The organism is Mycoplasmopsis iners ATCC 19705 (assembly GCF_000701805.1).
Taxonomy (GTDB): domain Bacteria; phylum Bacillota_I; class Bacilli_A; order Mycoplasmatales; family Metamycoplasmataceae; genus Mycoplasmopsis; species Mycoplasmopsis iners.
The window spans coordinates 1-22,520 of the sequence record NZ_JNJW01000008.1; the positions used below are offsets into that span (position 1 = coordinate 1).

A 22,520-nucleotide genomic window follows, 5' to 3' on the forward strand; every position below is an offset into this window, starting at 1 on the left:
ATTTCAATCTGTGTTAAATTGAAAAACACCTCAACAATATTGAGATGCTTTGAGTTTTTTATAAATTGTCTATAAAACTTGTCCTAGTTTATTTCTGTCTACTTTTCTTATTCTAATTTATATTTTTAGTTATTTTTTATTTACTATAAATATTTTATAATTAAAGATAACAGGGGTGCTGTGAATAACGGCTGAGATTATACCTATAAGCAGATCAAGGTAATTCTTGCGTGGCTTAAGTTTTTTTAATGCAATTTTTGCACATTTTTCTTCCCCTGTTGGAAGGATTAAATATGAAAAATAAACATATCTTTAAATTTGGCGCAACTACTTTGTTGCCTTTAATGCATTTAAGTGCAGCCTGTGTTTCAAATGAAGAAAATTGAGATTCAGAAATAACAATTTCTAACGCTTGAATTAATGAAGGCTTTCAAAACACAACCAAAGAAGCAGAATTTTTAGAAACAATTACTAAACGTTTTAATGAACTAAAAAACCAACGTAGCGATACTAAAAATATGCCTAATGTATCATTTAAAATAGCGGTTAATTATGACAAAAATTTAATGTTAAATAATTTAAAAGCTGACAAAATAACAGATGATGTAGCAATTTTGCCATATAGTTTATTTGCTGAAGAATTAAAAAACCAAAATAACATCGATAATTTTGCTCCTAAATTAATTGCTAATACTAATACTTTGCAATTCACTTGATCAATTCCAGACAATGCTAAATATGTTGATGGATCTTTAGAAAATGATCCATTAAGACAGGGTGCTAATGCTGAAAACGAAAAACAATTTAAAGCTTTTGGGGAATTTCCTAATTGATATAGTTCGAATGAGACAACTTTACAATGAGATGGTTCAAAATATAAAACATTTTATAAAAGCAATCAAACAACTGGTGAATATCATGGCGCAATAATAATTAGTGGTAATAAGGCTCAAAGAAGTCAAATTATTGAAGCTTGAAACAGTAAAAATTGAAATGATTTTATTAGCCATGGCATTATTTTCAAGAAAAATTCAAGTGGAAGTGGATATAAATACCAAATTGCTTTATTAAGCAAACATTTTAATAAATCAATTGATGCAATTAATCAAGAACTTAATCAAGAAAATAATCAAAACGTTTTAAAAGGTAGTGATCCAATCAAACAAATTGGCAAAATTCAAAACACAAATCAAAAAGCATATCACATTGGATTTGTGACTGAAGGCGAATTTAATTGAACTGAGTCAAAAGAAAACACAAATAAATTTAGACCAACTAATTACAACGCTGAATTAGCTAATGATTATGAAAATGAAACAAATGACGTTGTTAGATTATTAACTTTAACCGAAGCAGCTCCATATGATGCTGTTTTAGGTAGAGCTGGTTTAAATGAAAAACAAAAAGAATTATTACAAGCAACTTTAAGTAGCTTATCAATTGAAGAAAATCTTTATGGGATTTACACAGGCTACAACAAATTTATTGAATTAGATAAAGATTTATTTGCTAAATCAATTCAAAAACAATTAAAAGCTGAAGGACATGATGAATAATCAAACAATAGAATTGAACAATGCAACTATAAAATATCAAAAAAGCAATGATGTTATTTTAGATAACATCTCTTTTAATGTACAAAATGGCGAAATGATTGCCATTTTGGGTCATTCTGGAGTTGGTAAATCAACATTGTTTAATTCTATTGTCAAACAAACCAAACTTGTTTCTGGTCAAATTAAAATAAATAACGAAAACATCTATGAAATAGGCAAAAAAGCCTGAAAAAAGCAATTAAAAAATATTGGATTTTTAACTCAAAATCCAAATTTAATTGAAAGTGAAACAGTTTTTAACAATTTGCTTTATTCAGTTCAAAGCTATTCTAATTTATTTAACAAATGTTTTGGTTATGTCAATATAAAACAAAGACAAATCATTTTAGAAACATTAGATATTTTAGGTTTATTAAATAAAACCAATACTCTTATTAAAGAATTAAGTGGAGGTCAACAACAAAGAGTTGAGATTGCAAAGTTATTAATTAAAAACGTTGATTTAATTTTAGCTGATGAACCAACTGCTAATTTAGACTATAAAACAGCTCGTGAAGTGTTAACTTTATTAAGACATCTCAATCAAAACCAAGGCATTACTATTTTGGTAAATATTCATGATTTAAGCTTAATTGAAGGCTATTTTGATAGAGTAATTGTTTTGAAAAACAAACAAATTATTTATGATCAAAAAGTTGATAAAACAACATCAACATATGTTGAAACTTTATTAAAATAATGAAAAATTTTTGTCATAAACTGCTGTTTTATAGTTATCTTAGTCAAGATAATAAGAAGGTTGAAAAATTAAGACCAATTTACAAATATCTATTAATATTAATAATTTTTGCCCTAGGATTATATTTATTTATTTCATTAAATTGAAAGTTAAACACATCATCTTACGGGTTAAAGGTTTTTAAGCAAAATTTAATTAATTTTTTCTCTTTCAATAATCAAAGCACTTATTTACTTCACAATTCCTCACGAAATCTTTGGGTTTATTCTTTAATATTATTGTGAAAAACAATTGAAATTGCTATTGTTGGAACTTTTTTAGGTTTTATTTTAGCAATTTTCACTAGTTATTCAACAAACTGAAAATTTAACAATAAAATCAAAAGCATTTTCTTTGGCTCTATCATTTTGTTTTTAAGGTCGATCCCCGAATTAATTTTCATTTCATCGTTCACCAATATGTTTAATGGTTATTTTGCTTTATTATTGATTTTTTTCTGATTTTCTTGATTATGACTACATAAATATTTTGTAGAAATATTTAACAATTTTGACGAAAAAGTCTATTGGCAAGCCAGAAAAGAAGGTTTAAGTAAAGTTCAAGCATTTAAAAAAGTTATTTGACCAAGAATAAATAACAGGATTTATAACTTATTTTTATACTCTTTCGAATCTAATATTAGATGATCTTCTATATTAGGAATTCTAGGAACAGCAGGGATCGGAATTCTTATTAATTATGGAACTTTAAATATTAATAACTTCAAGGAATTAGCAATACCTGTTTTAGTTTTAACCATATTTATAGGCTTTTTAGAAATTTTTAATTTTTTCATTAAAAATTATTTATTAGAAAATAAAAGCAAACAATTAAATTTAAATAAAACTCAAATTTATCAAAAAATGTTAAGACAAAAAAACTGAAGAAAAATAACTTTAAGATTAATTTTTATTGTTTTAGTTATCTTTAGTATTGTTATTTTATGTAAAATTAATTATTTCTTTTTGAATTCACTGCTTTTTTCTGAACAAATTAAAGCTTTTGTTCAACCTGATTGAAGTGTATTTGATATTAAATCAAAGCAAATCGAACTTAATCCGCTATTACAACTTTTACAATCTTTCAATTTTGCTTTTTTAATTACTTTATTAATGATTATTTCATTCTTGATTTTATTGCCTTTTTATTCAAAATTAATTTTTGGTAAATGAAAAAGTTTAATTTGCAAATTGATTACAGTTATTGTTAGAACAATACCTATAGTTGTGTTCTTTTATATTTTTAATTCATTATTTTATTCTTCATTAACTTTGTTAATTTTAACTTTAACTACACATCAAAATTCAGCTATTTTAAAGCAACTTTGGGAAAAAATTGATAACTTTCAAGCAACTAAATTTTTCAATTTAAGATTACAAAACTATAGTAAGTTTCATATTTATTGAAAATACATGCTGCCTGAAATTAAAGGAGATTTATATTCTTTATTAATGCTTTATTTTGAAATTTCATTTAGAAATTCCATAACCTATTCTGTATTGACAAGTCAAGAGTTAGTTATCGGTACAAAAATTATTCAATACAATTCACCTAATGGCAATTTTGACTTGAATAAAACTTTTGCTTATATTTGAATTGGAATATTTGGCATATTATTTATAAATATAATTAATATTTTTTTAAATAAAAAAATCTTAAGGGATATGAAATTTTATCTTTTCAACTGTTTTATAGGCAAAAAGTTCAAAAAATCAGTTTAACAATCAAAATCACATTGATACTAATTAATATTAAATGTTAAAATTAATATGTAATGTATAAAAAGATTGATTTTGCCCCAACTTACAATTACAAACAATTTAAATTTCGCTGTTTAAAAAAGAACAGTGAATTTTTTGATGAAATTTTTTCAAATTCATCAATTAGAATTGAAGTTATTTATTCAAAAAATGCTGAAACTGATTGAATGAGAAACAAATTTTTGGAAAATGTTTTTTTACTAAAAGGCAAAGCAATTTTAGAGGATGAGAATCAAACTCAAATTACTATGAAAAGCGGAGATTTTTTAACAATTGAAAAAATTTTAAGACACAAGGTTGTTAAAACTTCAAAAAAATGTATTTGAATAGCTATTCATCATAAAAAATAAGAGGATATTATGAAAAAAATCGGCAAACATTTAATTTTAAATTCTGTTATTTTAAGTTCACCTATTTTGGTTTTAAGCACAATTAGTTGTAATAAAACAACAACTAATGACGCCGACAATATGAATTTAGACAAAGAAGCAAATAGCTTGGTTTTTAGCATGAATAATTTTGATGAAATGCCCGAAGACCAAAGTTTAAGTAGAAGTGATGTTGAAGGTAAAATTATTTGAGATTTAGAAAATGACAATAAAAGCATTGTGAAAATTGAAGATTTTGAATTAAAAGGCGAAAAAGAAGAACAAGAAATTATTATTCGTTTTTATGTTCAAGACTTGCAAAGAAAACATAAAAGTTTGCTTCATGAAAAAAGATTCCATGTAGGGCGCGAACGTAAAAGAAAAAATCATTTTAGACGCCGTGATCATAGAAATCCAGGAGAAAATAACAATAATAATGAACAACCATCACCAATTACTCCTTCAACAGATTCGCCAAATCCTTCTATAAATAACGATAATTCAAGAAATAATACGAATGCACCTGAAATAACAAATAATGACGATAAATCAAAAGATGTACATGATTTAAATCTTAAAAAAATTAGAATTGGCAATTGAAACGTTTTAAATTTTTCTTTAACAGAAAATAATAGCGATTTAGTTAAAAATGTAAAAATTAAAGCAATTGCATATCTAATTAAACATTTAAATATTGATGTTCAAGGAATTATTGAATTAGATAATGAAGAAGCAGTTAAGGAGCTTACAAATTATTTAAATCAAATCCAGCCAGAAGCTAAATGAGAATACATCATCAACGATTGAAATGACAATGGAAAAAACCCACTTTTAGAAGCAAATTCAAAACAACATGAATATGCAGCTGTAATTTATAAAAGTTCTAAGCTAAATTCTAAAAAATTCATTAATAATAAATTTGGACTTTCATATGACAATTCAAATTTTGAAAATCACTTTAGACAAGGCAAAAAGTATGGTTATGTAAGACCGCCATTTGGAGTTTTATTAGAAACCAAAGGCAAAACCAAGAATGATTTCACATTTGTTATTGATCACTTTGATTCTCCTGGTAAAAATGACAAAATTGGCGAATCTTCAATTTCTAGAGTTAATGGTAATAAATTAGCTAAATCAGTTGGTGATCAAGAAGCTGATGAAGCTTACAATTTATATAACATGATGAATTGATTTGACAATCATGATGCTGAAAATGATGATTTAATTTTTATGGGAGATACTAATATTCCTGCTCATACTACGAATCATTTATTTGAACCAGCCTTAAATAATGGCTATATTTCATTAATTTCTGATGATGTAAATACTTCTTTAGGAACTAAATTTGGTGCATATGCTAGCGCTTATGACAAAATCTTTTACAAAGGTGATTTAGCTTTTGAAAATCCAAGCACATATAATTTATATGACATTGCTGATGATGGAGTTATTCCGCACATTCATGGTTTTGCTGCCTGAAAAAAATATGTTGAAAGCTATAACAAAACATATTCAAATCCAGCAAGTTATATTAAATCATCAATTGCCGACCATAATCCAATTTATTTCGATTTAATTCTTAATCCTAATGATCCGAAATAAACAAAAACCACTTATTAGTGGTTTTTTTTATGGCTGAATTTGATTTGATTGCATTCTAGTTTTTCTCTTTATATAAACCATGTTAGGTTTATTAAGTTCGTCATCAAATCTCTTGGTTAATTCATTAACAATTGCTATTTGATCTTTAATACCTAAATATGGTAAATCATTTAAATGTTCTTTTTCACTTCAGTAAAATAAATCCTGAACTTTTATACGATAAATAACTGATAAATCGACATATTTAGCTAACGCAACATTAATAATTTCACCGTTTTCTTTAATTCCTTCATCAACATGAATTTTAATCAAATCTGATTCTTGTACATGTTGATTGATTTCTTCATAACATGAAATAAAGTATGCATTTTCCTCCTCTAAAGCAATTAATAAAATAACATTTGAATTTAATTTTCCTCCTAATTTGTCCATAAATATTTGATTTAATTTCATCGGTTTAAGAACCGGTAGAATGATTACTTCATTCTCTTTTTCTGAATTATTTTTCATACTTTAATACTATTATTCTTTAAATGGTAAATTGTCCTTTAATTTAATAACCACAAAAATTGTGACAATTAAGATTTTTTGATAAAAACTTGATTTTTGAACATTATAAGTGGCAAAAAATGAAATTTTTGTTTTTAGCTTATTTGTTAATTCACAGTGGATAAGTAAATAGATTGCTATATTGAGGATATTTAGTTTGCTAATTAAGCAACATTTTGCAGAAAAAAAGAATTAGCCCAATGCTAACTCTTATTTAAATTACTTAATTATTTTTTGTTTTCTTGCATAGCAGCAGCTACTTCAGCAGCAAAGTCGCTTTGAACTTTTTCAATACCTTCACCAACGCTGTATCTTACACCGTCTAATAATTTAGCATTGTGGTTTGCTAATAATTTTTCAATGGTTACTGAATCGTCCATCATAAATGCTTGTTTCACTAAAACAATTTCACCTAATTTTTTGTCAATTGAACCTTGTAAAATTCTTTCTTGAATGTTTGCTGGTTTGTTTTCAAAACCTGCTGGTTTAACGATTTCTGCTTTTAAGATTTCCATTCTTTCTGCTGGAACTTGTTCAACAAAAATGTATTCTGGTTTCATAGCAGCAGCGTGCATAGCAATTTGTCTTGCTTCTTCTTCGTTTTTACCTTGGATTTTTACAAGGGCACCAATTTGACCATTAATGTGAGCAAAAGCACCTAAAACTTCACCAGCTTGTGCTTCAAGTGTAGCAAATCTTCTGAATGAAATTTTTTCACCAATGGTTGATGTTAATTGGTCAATGTAATCGTTTAATGGTGTGCCATTAACATCTAATGAACTAGCGTCATCACCAGTTTGTAAGTTTGAAGCTAATAAAGCATCGGCAATTTCTTGAACAGCTGATCTAAATTTGTCGTTTTTAACAACAAAGTCAGTTTCACAGTTAACTTCAATAAGCACTGCTCTGTTTGCATTTTGGGCAATAGCTACTAAACCTTCAGCTGAAACTCTACCAGCTTTTTTAGCAGCTTTGATTTTACCATTACTTTTTAATCAAATGATTGCTTTTTCAACGTCTCAGTCTGATGATTCTAATGCTTTTTTAACATCAGCCATACCACCATTTGTTCTTTCACGAACTTCTTTAATTAAAGCTAATTTATCTACAGCCATATTATTCTCCTTTAACTTCTACAGTTTCTTTTTTAACAAAGTTTTTTGTATAGTTAGGTTTTTCTTTTCTTTCGCTTTCAAATTTAGGTAAAACAATAGCTTCGTCGCCTTGGTAAGCATATTTAGCTTTTCCACCACGAGCTGTTGCGATAGCATCAGCTAAAATGGTGATAATTACACTAATACTTTTTGCTGAGTCATCATTTGCTGGAATACCAAAGTCTACTAAATCAGGGTTTGTGTTAGAGTCTAAAATACCAATAACTTTAACACCTTTTCTTCTAGCTTCTTTAACAGCAATTTCATCTTCATTTGGATCAGCAATGATCATGAAGTTTGTAGGACCTTGCATTTTTTTGATACCGTCAAGGTTTTTGTGTAATTTAGCTAATTTCTTTTCTAATTCAAGAACTTCTTTTTTAGTACGGTTAGGGAAACCTGCTTGAGCCATTTCATCAAGCTCATCCATAGCTTTAATACGTTTTGAAATTGTTGAGAAGTTTGTAAATGTACCACCTAATCAACGTTCTGTAACATAAAAGCTATTTGTTCTTAAAGCATTTTCTTTAACTGTGTCTTTAGCTTGTTTTTTAGTACCGACAAAAATAAATGTTGTTTTAGGGTTGCTTGCAAATTTAGAAAGTAATTTGTAAATAAACTCTAAACGTTTGATTGTTGAGTTTGTATCAATAATGTGAATACCACGTTTTGATTGATTTGGAGATAATAAGAATTCTTTCATTTTAGGATTTCATTGGCTTGTTTTGTGACCAAAGTATGTTCCTGCTTCTAATAATTTATCTCTTGAAATGATTGGTTTTTTGTCTTCTGCTTTTTGAGCAGTTTTAGTAGCTTGTGCTACTTCTTTATTTAATTGTTCTGTCATTTTATATTTTCCTTTAGTTTGTTATGTCTACCTATTTGCTTCTAACACCTAGCACCCTTTCTGGGGGCACACCCAAGTGAATTCACAATAGGGAATTTTAATTTAATTTGATCAAATTGAATTTTTAAAAAAATTCTTTTATATTTTAACTTATTTACACTTTTTTCTTAGTAAATATCTATATATAGTGCAGAAAAACACAATATTTTAATAATAACTTGATTTTAATAGGTATTTTAAGTTACAAAATATAAAAAAAACTTCGTTTGAAACGAAGTACATTTTCATGATATGGTGGCTCCGGCAGGAATCGAACCAGCGACACACGGAGCTTCAGTCCGTTGCTCTACCAACTGAGCTACAGAGCCATGGCGGTCCAGACGGGAATTGAACCCGCGATCTTCTCCGTGACAGGGAGACGTATTAAACCACTTTACCACTGGACCAAATTGGTGGCGGAGGTTGGACTTGAACCAACGACCTCAGGGTTATGAGCCCTGCGAGATGCCTAACTTCTCCACTCCGCGATGTGAGTTTATTAATTGGTGTTTCATAAATGAAACAAATGGCGGGTGATGAGGGATTCGAACCCCCGCGGGCCGTGAAGCCCCTGGCAGTTTTCAAGACTGCTCCCTTCAGCCGGACTTGGGTAATCACCCTTGGTGGACCCAACAGGATTCGAACCTGTAACCGACCGGTTATGAGCCGGTTGCTCTAACCGTTGAGCTATGGGTCCGAAAGAACAGTTAGGCTGTATTCCATATAAATGGTAGCGTCGATGAGATTCGAACTCATGACCTTCCGGGTATGAACCGGATGCTCTAACCAACTGAGCTACAACGCCATAAAAATGGTGGAGGATATGGGATTCGAACCCACCACCCCTTGCGTGCAAGGCAAGTGCTCTAGCCAAATGAGCTAATCCCCCATGGTGAAGAAGACAGGATTTGAACCTGCGACCACTTGGTCCCAAACCAAGCGCTCTACCAAGCTGAGCTACTTCTCCATTAGCTTTTAAAAAAGCATAGTTATTATAGCATTAATATTTATTTTCTCACAAGAAAAAAAATATTTTTTTGTGCTTGGTTTTTGTTTTGGCATTAATCAAATAATGCATAAATATTTATAACAAAATAAAATTAAAAAGCAAATAAAAATGTCAGATTTTCTGACACTTTATAAGATATGTTAATAATGAATTATTAATTATTATATTAAGAGACATTTTGGTGTGAATTAGCTCAATTAATTATCTAAATATTCTTTATTAAAAATTTTTTCAGCAATATTTTTTGGTACAACTTCGCTCAATTCTTCTAATGTTGCATTATAAATTGCATTATAAGTTCCAAATTTTAATAAAAGTTTTTGTTCCATTTTGTCGCCTAAGCCTTTAATTTTTTGCAACTTGCCTTCTAATGAAGTAATTTTTTGTCTTTTTCTTAAATGCTCCTTAGCAAATCTATCAACTTCAATTTGAATTTCTGCTAAAAAATTAAATAATTCTTGATCCTTAATTTTTATTTCCTCTTCAGCTAAATTGATTAAACCCCTTGTTCTATGACGATCATCTTTAACAAGACCTATGATTGGAATATTTAAATTTAGTGATCTTAAAGTTTTTTTTGCTTCATGAACTTGTTGCAATCCGCCGTCTACTATTATTAAATTAGGAGTTATGTTTTTATCTAAAGCAGAAAAATAATTAAAAACGCTTTGTTTCATATATTCAACATCAGCTTGGCGATTTAAACTTATTGGATGATTATATTTACGATAAGCACTTTTATTTTTTAATCCATTTGAATAGACAATGGCTACGCCAACAGGATTAGTATTGTTTAAGTTAGAATTATCAAAAACAACTATATTTTTTAAATCAATGTTATTTGTATATTGTTTTAGTTTATTTAATAAATTTTGGCTTTTAAGCAATTTATTTTGAATTAACAAATTTTCATTTTTAAAGAATTCCGCTAAGTTTAATTCCGCGGTTTCAAGAATTTTTTTATAAATACCAATTTTAGGGCTTATAAATTTAAAATTTGGATTGATATTCTCTAATTGAAAATTAATAAAGCTTTCTGAAACAATAATTTCAGATGGAATAATTTTATCTTGATAATATTTTTCAAAAAAGCTTTCAAAAGTGTGTTTTTCGTCAACTGTAATGGGAATATTTTGGTTATCTTTATTAATTAAAATTCCATAACGATAAAACAAAATTGTTAAATATAAAATATTATTTTCTGATTTATAAGCAACAACATCAAGATTCTTGGAATTTTTCAATTCAACCACTTGTTTTTCATTTAGCTTTTTTAAATATTTTAATGAATCTCTTAAATCTTTAGCAATTTCAAATTGAAAATTGTCAGCTGCAACAAGCATTTTGTTTTCTAATTCTTTTAAATAATGATTATTGGTAAAGTTTAAAATTGTTTTAATTTCATTAAATTTATTTTGTCAATAGTCAAAATTTTTACCTTTAACTTTTAACCCATTTTCATAAAAAGCTTCTCTTTGTAATAATTTTAAGATTGTTGTTGCTCCATAACCATTAGGAAAAGGACCAAAATTTATTAAATTTTCATGATCTTGCTTTTTAATTTTTCTTGATAAACCAATTTCTAAACCAGTTGATTTTAATTCAATTTTAATGTAAGGATATCTTTTATCATCCAATAGAAGTATGTTGTAAATTGGATTATATTTTTCAATGTATTGTCTTTCTAACAATAAAGCTTCTTTATCATTATTAACTATAAATAAGTCAAAATCGACAATTTCATCTACTAATTTAGTGGTTTTATAAGAGTTTAAAGCACCTTCAAAATACTGACTCATTCTCTTTTTCAAATTTTTGGCTTTGCCGACATAAATAACATTACCTAAGTGATTTTTTCATAAATAAATTCCTGGCGATCCAGGAACATTTTTTAATTTATCTAAAACACTTTTGTTTGATTTAATTGCTGTAGTCATCTAAAAATTTTTGCAAAATTTCACTTGGGTAATATTCATAAAGAGTCTTTAAAATTTCATTGTTTTTTAAATAAACAAAAGTTGGAACTTTAAATACTTGTCATTTTGATAAAGGATCTCTAAATAATTGTGCTTCTTCAGCGTCAATTTCTAAAAATATTGTGTCTTTGTTATTTTTATTGTCATTAACAACTTTTTTAACAATAGGTTCCATCATTTTGCAATCGCCACATCAAGTGGTTGAAAACTCTAAAAAGAATAATTTGTTTTTGTGTTCTGGACTAGCAATTATTTCTAACATTTTTTCGTATTTTACTTTTTTCATTTATTAAAACCTCTATAAAATAGGACTTTTAAAACCAAACTCATCTTTTTGTTTTTCATTATCATTGGTGTCTGGAGTTTTTTGACTTTCAATATCAATTTCATTTGTTTCTTCTAATTGAACTACATTAAGAAATTCAATAGCTGATTTATTGCTGTTATTTTTCAAATGATTTTCACTTTTTGCTTCAACTTCAACCTCAGTTGTAACTAATAAATCATCAAAATTTTCAGGAATAATGAATTGTGTATTTGGTTTTGAATTTGTTTCATTAACAATATTTGTTTTATCACCCTCTAAAACAAGAGTATTTTGAGTTGGATTTGAATTATCTATTTCATTTGTTTCTGAACTATCTATTTCAACTTCATTTGAGCATGGAATTTTGCTTGTTTCTTCTTTTATTATTTGCGAATCTTGAGGCAACAATGCTAGTTTGTCTTGATTTTGAGTGTTAATTTCATTAATTAAAGCTAAAATTTCTTTATTTAAAGCACTTTGCTTGATTTTTTGTTTTTTGACTTTTTCTTCTGTTTTACTGTTGTTTTGGGCTAATTGTTTATAAACTTGTTTCAATTGTTTTATACATTGTGCTAGTGATAATTTGTTGTATTCAATCTTGTGTTGTTGACATTCAATTTTAAGTTTATTAAAATAATTTTTAGTTGCTTCTGTATAGTAAAAAATACTTTTTGTTTTCTTCAAATAACTTTCAATCTGTTCTAATTTCAATTTTCGAGAATTTAATTTTTTAATATAAACAAATGGATTAATTGTTCATATTTTTAGAATATTTCAAAAAATTAAGCCAATAATAATCAAATATGCAAGGTATGGTGAAAATGCCAAAACGTAAAACACATTGATAATAGAATCAAAAAATATTCCAACTGTATAAGCTGCGTTTGGTTGATTATTTTTGGTAAATGTTGTTATTCAACCATTTGTGTAAATTAGCTTTAATTCGCTAGCTTTATATATTCAAGAATTAGGCATTCTTCAACTAACCAAAATAGCATGATAAATTAAAGCGATAATTAATAATGTAGTTCAAACAAAAAGTAATATTTGTTTATGCAAAATGAAATAATCAACTTTGTTGTAAGGTCTAAATCATTTGAAATAATAGTTTTTCAAAGCTATTTTTAATCATTTTAAAATAAATGTGAAAGCAAAACCAATAATGATTAAAACCATTAAATCGCCAAAAGCTAAACCAAACGAGAATAAATAAATTTTTCTTAAAATAACTATAGAACTGTTGTTTTGGTCAAATGGCGTTTGATATTGTAATAAAATAAAAGCAACACTAATTAGTAGAAAAATTAAAAATTTTAAGATTTCTACAGCAACATTTAATTCAATATCGCCAACTAAATCATTATTTTTTTTCTTTTCAATATTGTTAATATAAAGCGGATTATTTCTGTTTTTATAGGCATATTTCATATTGTAATTTTACCTTAAATTATTATTAAATAGATTGAACATTGCTTTATGTAAACCGTGTTCTTCCAGTAATTCAATTCCTTGAGCTAAATCGCCTTTTAAAAATTTAGCATAATTTTCTCAATTAAAGTCCATATCAACATCAAAATTTAATGTTGCTAAATCTTTACACATAAAGGCTGAAGCCTTATCATTAAGCAATTTTTCCTTAGTTTTGCCTTTAATATTATCAATTTGTTCATAAATCTTATCTAATGAGCCAAATTCATTGATTAATTTTACAGCACCTTTTTCACCAATTCCACTAACTCCAATTAAGTTATCTGAAGAATCGCCGGCTAGGCCTTTAAAATCTGGAATTTGGTTAGGTTTAATGCCATAAATTTCTTTAAAATTATCAATATTAATTTCGTCATAGCCATAATATTCTTTAGAATTTTTTAAAACAACTGTGTGCGAATCAACCAATTGTAAAAGGTCTTTGTCTTTAGAATAAATATAATTTTCCATGTCTGATTTTTTAGCTAAAGTCGCTATTAAATCATCAGCTTCATCGCCTAATTTCTCTAATCAGTTTACATTAATTTTGCTTAATATTTCTTTAATTAAGGCGAATTGGTCAAAAATAATTTCAGGTGCTTTATTTCTGCCAGATTTATATGCTTTATATTGTTCATGTCTTTTAGTCTTGCCATGCGCATCAAAAGCAACGAATAAATAGTCTGGTTGAACATAATTTAATAATTTAGCTAAAGTAACCAAAAACACATGCACACCATTGGTGGTTATGCCTTTTGGTGAAGTCATTAAATTATCTAAATTGTATGGATTATATGAGGCATAAAAAGATTGGAACATTAATAAGTTTCCGTCAATTAATAATAATTTTTTTTGCATTTTAAAGCGCCTTTCAATTTAAAAGTTTAGGATTCTTAAAGCGTTTTGAATGTTCTGCTTCAATTAAAAAGACTTTGCCAACTTTAAAATCTTCATAATATTCGGCATTATTGTCATTTAATCAAAAAGCAATGCTTTTTGTGCTGTCTTTAACTTCCAATAAAAAGTAATGTTTTTCTTTATTCAATCTAGTTTTGATTACTTCACAAACATATCAAGCTTTAGGTGTTCCTGGCACTAAATTGATTAACCTATTAGGGTATTGAGCTTCAAATTTTTTGGTTAAATAAACATTATAAACTTGACCTAAAGTTTGAATTTCACAAGCAGTTTCATATTCTAAATCTTCAAATTCTTTAGACTTAGGATTAGCCAAAACCATTGTGAAAAAGCCCAATTGAGCAATTTTTTCTTTAGCTTGGGCAAAAGAATCATAGTTAGCAAATGAATTGTAAATGTCTTTAACTCTTTTGTCACATTGCATAATATATTTAATTGGGCCGAATTGTCTAAACACATTAGCTTTGATTAAAGTTTCCATCATGGCATCTTTAATTCCAGCAAATCTTAATCTAATTAAAATTTCAGTAAGATTTAAAGGATATTCACCATTGGTTTGTTTATCAATTAAAATTTTATTTACGCCTTCATTGCCAAAACCTTTAATCATATTAAGCGGTAAATAAAATTGATTATCAATTATTTCACACTTATTTGTTGAATGCAAAATATTAGGTGAATGAATTGCAAAACCCATTTGTTCGGCTTCTAAGGCATACTTATGAATTGTGTCTTGTGATCCTTGAGAATTAGAAATCAAGGCTGCATAATAATACATTGGGTAGTAAGTTTTATAAAAAGCCATTTTCATAGTTGAATAAGCATAACTAACTGCGTGACTTTTGTTAAAGCCATATAAACCAAAACGTTGAATTATTTTGTAAATTTCCTTGCTCATGATTGGTGTTAAACCATTTTTAATTGCGCCTTCAATAAATTTACCTTCGTACATAGCAATTTCATCATCATGTTTTTTGCTGATTGCTCTACGTAAAAAGTCAGCTTCAATTGATGAAAAATTAGCAACTTCTTGAGCTATTAACATAATTTGTTCTTGATAAACAATAATTCCAAAGGTTGGTCTAACAATTCTGTCATAAATTGGATGAATAATCGGAATGCTTTTTGGATCATTCTTGCCTTTTACATAGTCATCAATGTATTTAACAGGACCAGGACGAAATAAGGAAATTATTGCATATAAATCATCAAAAGTTTGTATAACAACCTTATTTATAGTCTTTTTCATACCAGGAGATTCTAATTGGAAGATCCCTTCAGTAAAGCCATTGTTTAGCATGTTAAAAGTTTTTGGGTCATTAATAGCTTGAGGGTATTGAGCTAAAATATTGTCAAAAAGTTGATCTTTTGGTAAATAAGATTCAATTTGTTTGATTTCTGTTAATGTTTTTAAACCGAGTAAATCTATTTTTAATAAACCAAAATCCTCTGTGTAATTCATTGATAGTTGCACTTGTTGGTATAAATTGTCATTTGATAAGCAAGTTGGCACTATTGAATTAATAGGATTATTAGCAATAATAAAACCAGCAGGGTGGAAACTTTGTTGGCGTGGTAAACCTTCAATTTTTTTAGCTAATTCATATAAACCAGGGTATTTATCGACTTCCGATCTGAATAAACGATTGCTTAAATATGATTGTTCTAAAGTTAAGTTCGGGTCTAATAATTTTGAAATTTTATTAATTTCCACTGAACTAATATTTTGTTCAATTACTCTTGCTACATCACGAATTGCCATTTTTGCACCAATAGTTTGGAATGTTGAAATTAAAGCAGTTCGCTCAAAGCCATATTTATTTTTTAAATATTCAAAAACTTCATATCTGCGATCATCTTGAATATCAATATCAATATCAGGTCAGCTTGATCTGCCTGGGTTTAAAAATCTTTCAAAAAGTAAATCATATTTAAGTGGATTAATTTCCGTAATACCTAGTAAATAAGACACTAATGAACCAGCAGCGCTACCTCTACCAGGACCAATTGCAATATCTTGTGCTTTAGCTCAATTAACTAAATCTTGAATAATTAAGAAATAATTAACAAATTTAAATTTTTGAATTATCTCAATTTCATAATTCAAGCGATCTTCTCAATTTTTAAATGGAGCAATTTCAGCACTTTTTTTGTTCAAACCATTTTGCAACAGCGTTTTAAATAATTCAAAATTGTCTTCATCGCTATTATTGTTGAATTGTGCTAAATTAAGCTTTTTAGGTGGAAAAGTCACATTACATTGTTCAACAATAAAATTCATTCTGTCAATAATGATTTCATCTAAATCAAGTTCAGCAAAATAATCTTCGTAAAAACGAAATTCATTGCTTCCGCCGATTTTTTGCAAAGTTTGCAATGCTTCATTATCATTTTGTGAAAATAACTTGTTTTCACGGATAAAGATCGCATTAGGTAAATTAACATTTTTTGAATTAATAAAATAGTTGCCTGCATTAACTAAACTATTATTTTTTTCGGTGGCATAAAGACCATAAATTGGATGATCTAAAAGAAAAATATTGTCATTACGCAAGTTTTCAATTCTAATTGTTTTGCCTTGGCTTTTTTGCAAAATTAAACTATTAATAAATTGAAAACCTTCATAGTTTTTAGCTAGTAAAATAAAACGATATTTTTCAACATCTAAATCAACACCCAAAATTGGTTTGATTTCATATTTATTACACAATTCAAGGAAAGGTCCTAGACCAAACATATTATTGTGATCAGTTAAAGCAACTGCTTTTAAACCATTTTCTTTAGATTGCTTAACCAATTCTTCAAGTTTAATTAGTGAATCCAAAAAAGAATATTCTGATGTGTTATAAAGCTGAACAATTTTCATTTTTTTCTCCTTTTATGTATAATAAATATGAGCCGACATTGAGGTTTTTATCCAATGTTAACCAGTCTGTATTTACAGACTTTTTTATTGCTTTACTATTAATATATATTAATTAAACTTAAATTAAATAAATTTTGAAAATTTAATAATTTTGCGGAAATTTCTTTAATTAGTTCGCAATGATCTTTTGAAAAAAATATAAGCCAAAGCCTATATTTTTAAACTCATCTATTTATTCTTCGTCATAACGATCATCATCAAAGTCATCGTCATCATTGCTTTCATCCGCGAATATTCCTGATCTATATTGTTCGCGGAGTTTTTCTTTTACTCTTTGTCTTTCGATTCTATCTTCAGTTTCTTGTCTTAATAGTTCATTTTTAATTCTATATAAATAGTCGTTAATAGCTTCAAAAAGACCGCCTTGTTCTAATCTAGAAGTATGCATTTTGTAATAAGCAATTTTTTCTTTACTTAATGATTCTGGAGCGTATGTAAAGTTAAATTCTTTAATTAAATTTTCAGAATATTGTTCATCACCAAAAAGCATAACAAAATTAGGGTTTATTGAAGATGATTTTAAGTCGCGAAGAACCCATTTAATTGACCGGTTTAAATTATAAATATAGTTTGTTGGTGTCTCATTTTCTTTATTTTCAAGATAAAGTGAAAAAGCTAAAAAATTGTCTGGTACAGTTAAATTACCTTCTTCAAGAGATTTAAGTACTAAATCAATTACGTCAGGTTTAGCTAGCAAACAAGGGCGAGTTTTTAATTTGATAGTATCATCTTTTCAATCTACAATTAAACTTTCATGAGTCATTTCATTAGGTCTTTGTAACCCCATGTAGTCCAAAATAGTAGGAGCGATATTTGCCAAAATTCCATCTTTTAATATTAATTGCTTATCTGTTGAAATTAACATTACAGGACTGCTTGTGTGTTTAGTTGCAGGATTGCCATTTGCATCTTCTGTTATTTCAGCATTTCCGTGATCAGCTGTAATAAAGACAGTTACGTCATTTTCTTTAGCTCATTCTAATAATCTTTTAATTTGTGAATCTAAGAATTCAATTGCTTTAATTGTTGATTTTAAATTACCGGTGTGACCAACCATATCAGGATTAGCAAAATTCATAATTGTTACATCATAATCTAAACCTTTAGCAACTAATTCATCAACAATTTCTTTAGCAGACATTTCTGGAGCATCAGCATAACTTTGAACTTTTAATGATGGCACCATGATACGTCCTGAATTTTTATATTCAATATCATTTCCACCATCCATAAAGAAAGTTACATGAGCATATTTTTGTGTTTCAGCCAATCTTAATTGTTTTAAATTATTGTTTTCTAAAACTTTACCAATTGGATTAATTACTTTCATTTCTTCAAAAGCAATTTTGGTATTTAAACCTTCATACTTCATCATTGATACAAAATCAGCAATTTTTACTTTGTTTTCAGGTTCAAAATCATATAAATCTGAACCAATAAATAAATGTGTTAATTGTCTTGCTCTATCAGGTCTAAAGTTAAAGAAAATTATTGAGTCATTGTCTTTAACAAATTTGGCACTTGGATTAATTGCCGGAATTAAAAATTCATCAGCAATGCCTTGTTCATATTGTTTCTGAACATAATCATAAGCATTATCAAAAGTTTGTGAGCTCTTGCCAATAATTGCATTGTAATGTTGTTCCACACGATCGAACATTTTGTCACGATCCATACCATAAAATCTTCCGCCAATTGAAGCTATTTTATAGCCATATTCATCACATAATTTTTGTAATTTTTCAATTGAACTTAAAATTGATTTTGGAGCAACATCACGTCCATCACCAAAAATGTGAACTGCTACATTTTTAACACCTTTTTCATGTGCTAATTTTAATAATTCAAATAAGTGTTTTTCTTCAGAATGTACACCGCCAGGGCTTAATAATCCCATTAAATGTAATGTGCTATTATTATTTTTTACATTTTCTAAAACATCTATGAAAATGTTGTTTTGGTTAAATTCGCCTGTCTTAATTGCTTGGTTAATTAATGATAAACCGGTATAAACAATTCTACCAGCACCTATATTTAAATGACCTACTTCTGAATTTCCCATTTGTCCTTTAGGCAAACCTACATCTTCGCCACTTGCACCAATAACTGAATTAGGATAATTGGCAAATAAATCATCAAAAGTTGGTGTTTTGGCAAGCTTAAAAGCATTCCCTTGCTCTTCTGCTCTTAAACCCAGACCATCAATAACAATTAATACTACTTTTTTCATATTTTCTCCTAAGATTTAATTAATATACATATTATAAAAAATAATTAATAGCTAATAATATATAAATAAAGAAAAGTGAAATTGAAGTTAGTTAAATTTATAAAGCAGTTGCAAAAATAATGGCAAAAGCAAAGATTTTTTTATAAATAAAACTTTCTTTAAGTATTCTTATACTATTAAGTTATATATGTAATAATATAAAATATAAGTATCAAAATCAATGAGGAGAAAAGAATGGCATATAAAGCACTTTATCGTAAATATAGACCTCAAAAATTCATTGATGTTAGAGGGCAAGACCATATTGTTCAAACTTTACAAAATATTATTAATTCCAACAAAATTAGCCATGCATATTTATTTAGTGGGCCAAGAGGCGTTGGTAAAACTTCAGTAGCTAAAATTTTTGCAGCTGCACTTAATTGTATTCATACAGCAGATCCATCAGATATTTGTGAAAATTGTTTAAATTCTTTAGGCAATAATCTTGATATTATCGAAATGGATGGGGCTTCAAACAATGGTGTTGATGAAGTTAGAAAATTACAAGAAAAAATTGAACATTTACCAACCAATGGTAGATTTAAAATTTATATCATTGACGAAGTTCATATGTTAACTAAAGTTGCTTTTAATGCAATTTTAAAAACTCTTGAAGAACCGCCAGCACATGTAATTTTCATTTTTGCCACAACAGATCCACAAAAAATTCCGCCAACCATTTTGTCAAGATTACAAAGACATAATTTTAAAAAGATCACTAACAAAACATTAGTAAATCAAGTTGAAAAAGTGCTTAATTTAGAAAATATTCAATATGAACCAGAAGCCATCCCTTATATTGCTAGATTAGCACAAGGCGGTATGAGAGATGCTTTATCAATCGTTGAGCAAAGTATTGCATATGGCAATGATCAAGTTAAATTAAAAGATATTATTGATGCTTTTGGTGTTATTGCCAATGAAAAAATTATTGGAATTATCAATAATTTATTCTTAAATAAGCAAAAAATGGTCTTGAAAGAATTCGATGAGTTAAAAAATAATGGTATTGATGCTAATGAATTTGTTAATTCGATGTTGAACATTTTAAAAGAGTTTTTAATTTTCCAAAGAACCAATGAAATAGATATTTTGGAATATTTGAACTTAGCAGATTTACAACAAATGCAAATTAATGAACAATTTGCTTTTGAAACAATTGAGCAACTTTATAAATTACATAAAGAATTAAGATATGACACTAATCCTTTTGTTTTAATTGAAGTTTATCTTTTGAAAATGTTAAATAAAAATGCGCCCGCATCAAAGCCAGAAACATTAACTAATTCACCAATAAAAAAGCCAATTTCACAAAATTCGATTAATGAGTCTAATGAATTTTCAACAGTTGAAAATGCTCAAACAAATCAGACAAACATAGTTCCAGAAGAGCATAATGTTGAACAAATTTTGGAACAAACTGCAGAATTTGTTATTAAACAACAAGATGCTCAAGAAAATTTAGAGCAAATTGAAAAACAAGTTTTGTCAAACAACAAAGAAATAGTTAGTGATAATTTACTTAGCACTGAAGAAATTAATTTAGATAATAATTTATCAAGCAACACATTTGAATTCAATTTAACAAATAATCTTGAAGATAACAAATTTCAAAATTATCTTTCTTTCGAAGAGTTAAAAAATATTTTAAGACATAATACTAGTGAAGCTAACAAAATTAATGAAGTTTGAAAACTTTTCGATTTTTATAAAACTATTTCACCAGATAAAGATGTTAAAAAAATCTTACAAATTTTAGCAAGCAATTATTTAAAAATTATTGGTTATAGCGATAATCACATCTTGATTTATGGCAATAGCAGATCTGATGCTAAAGATTTAAATTATTTAAAAAATAATTGTTATAACTCAAACATACAAGAATTTTTTAAACAGTTTTTAGGTGATTATAAACACATTTTTATTATTAACCACGAGCTAAAAAATACATTAGTAAAAGTTAAAGAGAAACTTGTTGAAGAAAGTGAACAAGCGAATGGTAATTTAACAGAAGTTGTGCCTTTTGGCGAAGTACCAATTAAAAAAGTCAAAAGCCCAACTCAACAACTATATGAAAAATTAATAGGATAAAAAGGAGCAAAAATGGATCAAGCAATGATTAGAAAAATGCAAAAATTACAAAAAGAATTAGAAGCAAAAGAGGAAGTTTTTCAAGAAACAGATTTTTCTCTTGAAAAACACGGGATTGAAGTAATTGCCAAAGGAAGCAAAAAAATTGTTTCAATCAAAATTAAAGAAAGTTTTTTATTAGACCCTGAAGATGCTGAAACATTAGAAGATCTTTTAGCATTAGTAATTAATGACTTATTTATTGAAATTGACGAAAAGCATCAAGAAATGATGCCTAATATTCCTGGTTTAGGATTTTAATGAAAATTGAAGTAGTTGAAAAATTAAATGAAAAATTAACTACTTTTCCTGGCATAAGTAAAAAACAAGCAGATAAAATGTCTAATTTCTTATTACAAAAAGATGATGAATATGTTGATGATTTAATCAAGCATTTATTAGCCTTAAAAAATCAATTAAGTTTTTGTCCAAATTGTAATTTTATAAAAGAAAATGGCAAATGTTTAAGTTGCGATGCTGATAATAAAGAAAATGTTTTAATGATTGTTGAAAGCGTGGCAATTGTTAAAAAAATTTCCGAAATGAACTTTTTTAATGGTAAATATTACGTTCTGCCTTACTTATTGTCAATTAAAAATCAATTAAATGATGAGCAATTAGAATACAAACATTTGTTTAATTTTTTATTTAATAATTCATTTAATGAAGTGATTATTGTTTTAAGCCCAACATTAGATGGCGAAATTACAACTAATCATTTAATGGAAAAAATGAAAGAATTAAAAATTCCACATTCAAGAGCTGCTATTGGTATGCCAATGAACTCAAATGTTGATTATTTAGATTCTTTTACAATCAAACAGTCTATAAATAATAGAAATAATAACTAATAAACTAATAA

Annotated in this window: 16 protein-coding genes, 8 tRNA genes and 1 pseudogene; 8 read left to right on the plus strand and 17 right to left on the minus strand. The window is 27.4% G+C overall.

The genetic code is table 4. The features are described from left to right. Positions 1-293 precede the first annotated feature (293 nt). The 5 genes from cypl to T395_RS0102340 all read left to right on the plus strand — a co-directional run bounded on the left by cypl (position 294) and on the right by T395_RS0102340 (position 6,064). Complete coding sequence (cypl, locus tag T395_RS0102320; protein WP_051617819.1) at positions 294-1,556, plus strand: ABC transporter thiamine pyrophosphate-binding lipoprotein p37/Cypl; 1,263 nt, start codon at positions 294-296, stop codon at positions 1,554-1,556. After that, a complete protein-coding gene (locus T395_RS0102325; protein WP_036458421.1) occupies positions 1,549-2,295 on the plus strand; it encodes a phosphonate ABC transporter ATP-binding protein in 747 nt (248 codons plus the stop codon). Before cypl ends, T395_RS0102325 begins: the two co-directional genes overlap by 8 nt. Positions 2,296-2,573: 278 nt before the next feature. Next, positions 2,574-4,055: an ABC transporter permease subunit gene (locus tag T395_RS0102330; RefSeq protein ID WP_051617821.1), complete on the plus strand. Its 1,482-nt coding sequence runs from the start codon at positions 2,574-2,576 to the stop codon at positions 4,053-4,055. A gap of 53 nt (positions 4,056-4,108) precedes the next feature. Beyond that, positions 4,109-4,444 carry a cupin domain-containing protein gene (locus T395_RS0102335; RefSeq protein ID WP_051617823.1) on the plus strand — a complete coding sequence of 112 codons (336 nt, stop codon included), beginning with the start codon at positions 4,109-4,111 and terminating at the stop codon, positions 4,442-4,444. Positions 4,445-4,453: 9 nt separating this feature from the next. Next, positions 4,454-6,064, plus strand: a complete 1,611-nt coding sequence (locus T395_RS0102340) for an endonuclease/exonuclease/phosphatase family protein (RefSeq protein WP_051617825.1) — start codon at positions 4,454-4,456, stop codon at positions 6,062-6,064. Positions 6,065-6,091: 27 nt separating this feature from the next. Here T395_RS0102340 and T395_RS0102345 read toward each other — a convergent pair whose 3' ends face one another. The 17 genes and pseudogenes from T395_RS0102345 to gpmI all read right to left on the minus strand — a co-directional run. Beyond that, the gene (locus T395_RS0102345; RefSeq protein WP_029512892.1) at positions 6,092-6,574 is read right to left on the minus strand and encodes a hypothetical protein; all 483 of its coding nucleotides are present in this window, start codon (positions 6,572-6,574) and stop codon (positions 6,092-6,094) included. 266 nt (positions 6,575-6,840) lie between these two features. Continuing rightward, positions 6,841-7,728 (minus strand): translation elongation factor Ts, encoded by an 888-nt coding sequence (tsf, locus tag T395_RS0102350; RefSeq protein ID WP_029512893.1) that lies wholly within the window; start codon positions 7,726-7,728, stop codon positions 6,841-6,843. Position 7,729: 1 nt separating this feature from the next. Next, a complete protein-coding gene (gene rpsB / locus T395_RS0102355; RefSeq protein WP_051617827.1) occupies positions 7,730-8,614 on the minus strand; it encodes a 30S ribosomal protein S2 in 885 nt (294 codons plus the stop codon). A 292-nt stretch (positions 8,615-8,906) separates the two neighbouring features. Further along, positions 8,907-8,982: transfer RNA gene (locus tag T395_RS0102360), tRNA-Phe, on the minus strand. A gap of 1 nt (position 8,983) precedes the next feature. Next, a tRNA-Asp gene (locus T395_RS0102365) sits at positions 8,984-9,060 on the minus strand. A 4-nt stretch (positions 9,061-9,064) separates the two neighbouring features. Beyond that, a tRNA-Met gene (locus T395_RS0102370) sits at positions 9,065-9,141 on the minus strand. Positions 9,142-9,180: 39 nt separating this feature from the next. Further along, positions 9,181-9,273, minus strand: a tRNA-Ser gene (locus T395_RS0102375). A 1-nt stretch (position 9,274) separates the two neighbouring features. Next, positions 9,275-9,350, minus strand: a tRNA-Ile gene (locus T395_RS0102380). Positions 9,351-9,381: 31 nt separating this feature from the next. Further along, a tRNA-Met gene (locus T395_RS0102385) sits at positions 9,382-9,458 on the minus strand. 7 nt (positions 9,459-9,465) lie between these two features. Beyond that, positions 9,466-9,542, minus strand: a tRNA-Ala gene (locus T395_RS0102390). A gap of 1 nt (position 9,543) precedes the next feature. Then, positions 9,544-9,620 (minus strand) — tRNA-Pro (locus T395_RS0102395). Between the two features lie 239 nt (positions 9,621-9,859). Continuing rightward, positions 9,860-11,599, minus strand: coding sequence for an excinuclease ABC subunit UvrC (locus T395_RS0102400; protein WP_029512895.1), 1,740 nt, complete (start codon positions 11,597-11,599; stop codon positions 9,860-9,862). Beyond that, a complete protein-coding gene (locus T395_RS0102405) occupies positions 11,583-11,924 on the minus strand; it encodes a thioredoxin family protein (RefSeq protein ID WP_051617829.1) in 342 nt (113 codons plus the stop codon). Before T395_RS0102405 ends, T395_RS0102400 begins: the two co-directional genes overlap by 17 nt. A gap of 12 nt (positions 11,925-11,936) precedes the next feature. Continuing rightward, a complete protein-coding gene (locus tag T395_RS0102410; protein WP_029512897.1) occupies positions 11,937-13,373 on the minus strand; it encodes a hypothetical protein in 1,437 nt (478 codons plus the stop codon). Positions 13,374-13,382: 9 nt separating this feature from the next. Next, positions 13,383-14,270 (minus strand): 5'-3' exonuclease, encoded by an 888-nt coding sequence (locus tag T395_RS0102415; RefSeq protein ID WP_029512898.1) that lies wholly within the window; start codon positions 14,268-14,270, stop codon positions 13,383-13,385. Position 14,271: 1 nt separating this feature from the next. Then, positions 14,272-17,196 (minus strand): DNA polymerase III subunit alpha, encoded by a 2,925-nt coding sequence (gene dnaE, locus T395_RS0102420; protein ID WP_029512899.1) that lies wholly within the window; start codon positions 17,194-17,196, stop codon positions 14,272-14,274. A gap of 799 nt (positions 17,197-17,995) precedes the next feature. Then, positions 17,996-19,486, minus strand: a pseudogene (gene gpmI / locus T395_RS0102425) (2,3-bisphosphoglycerate-independent phosphoglycerate mutase); the annotation flags it as partial. A gap of 234 nt (positions 19,487-19,720) precedes the next feature. Between gpmI and dnaX the strand changes: the two are divergent. The 3 genes from dnaX to T395_RS0102440 are packed head-to-tail and all read left to right on the plus strand — an operon-like array spanning position 19,721 to position 22,509. Further along, positions 19,721-21,619, plus strand: a complete 1,899-nt coding sequence (dnaX, locus tag T395_RS0102430; protein WP_029512901.1) for a DNA polymerase III subunit gamma/tau — start codon at positions 19,721-19,723, stop codon at positions 21,617-21,619. A 12-nt stretch (positions 21,620-21,631) separates the two neighbouring features. Further along, complete coding sequence (locus tag T395_RS0102435) at positions 21,632-21,919, plus strand: YbaB/EbfC family nucleoid-associated protein (protein ID WP_029512902.1); 288 nt, start codon at positions 21,632-21,634, stop codon at positions 21,917-21,919. Further along, positions 21,919-22,509 (plus strand): toprim domain-containing protein, encoded by a 591-nt coding sequence (locus T395_RS0102440; RefSeq protein WP_029512903.1) that lies wholly within the window; start codon positions 21,919-21,921, stop codon positions 22,507-22,509. Before T395_RS0102435 ends, T395_RS0102440 begins: the two co-directional genes overlap by 1 nt. The last annotated feature ends 11 nt before the right edge of the window (positions 22,510-22,520 follow it).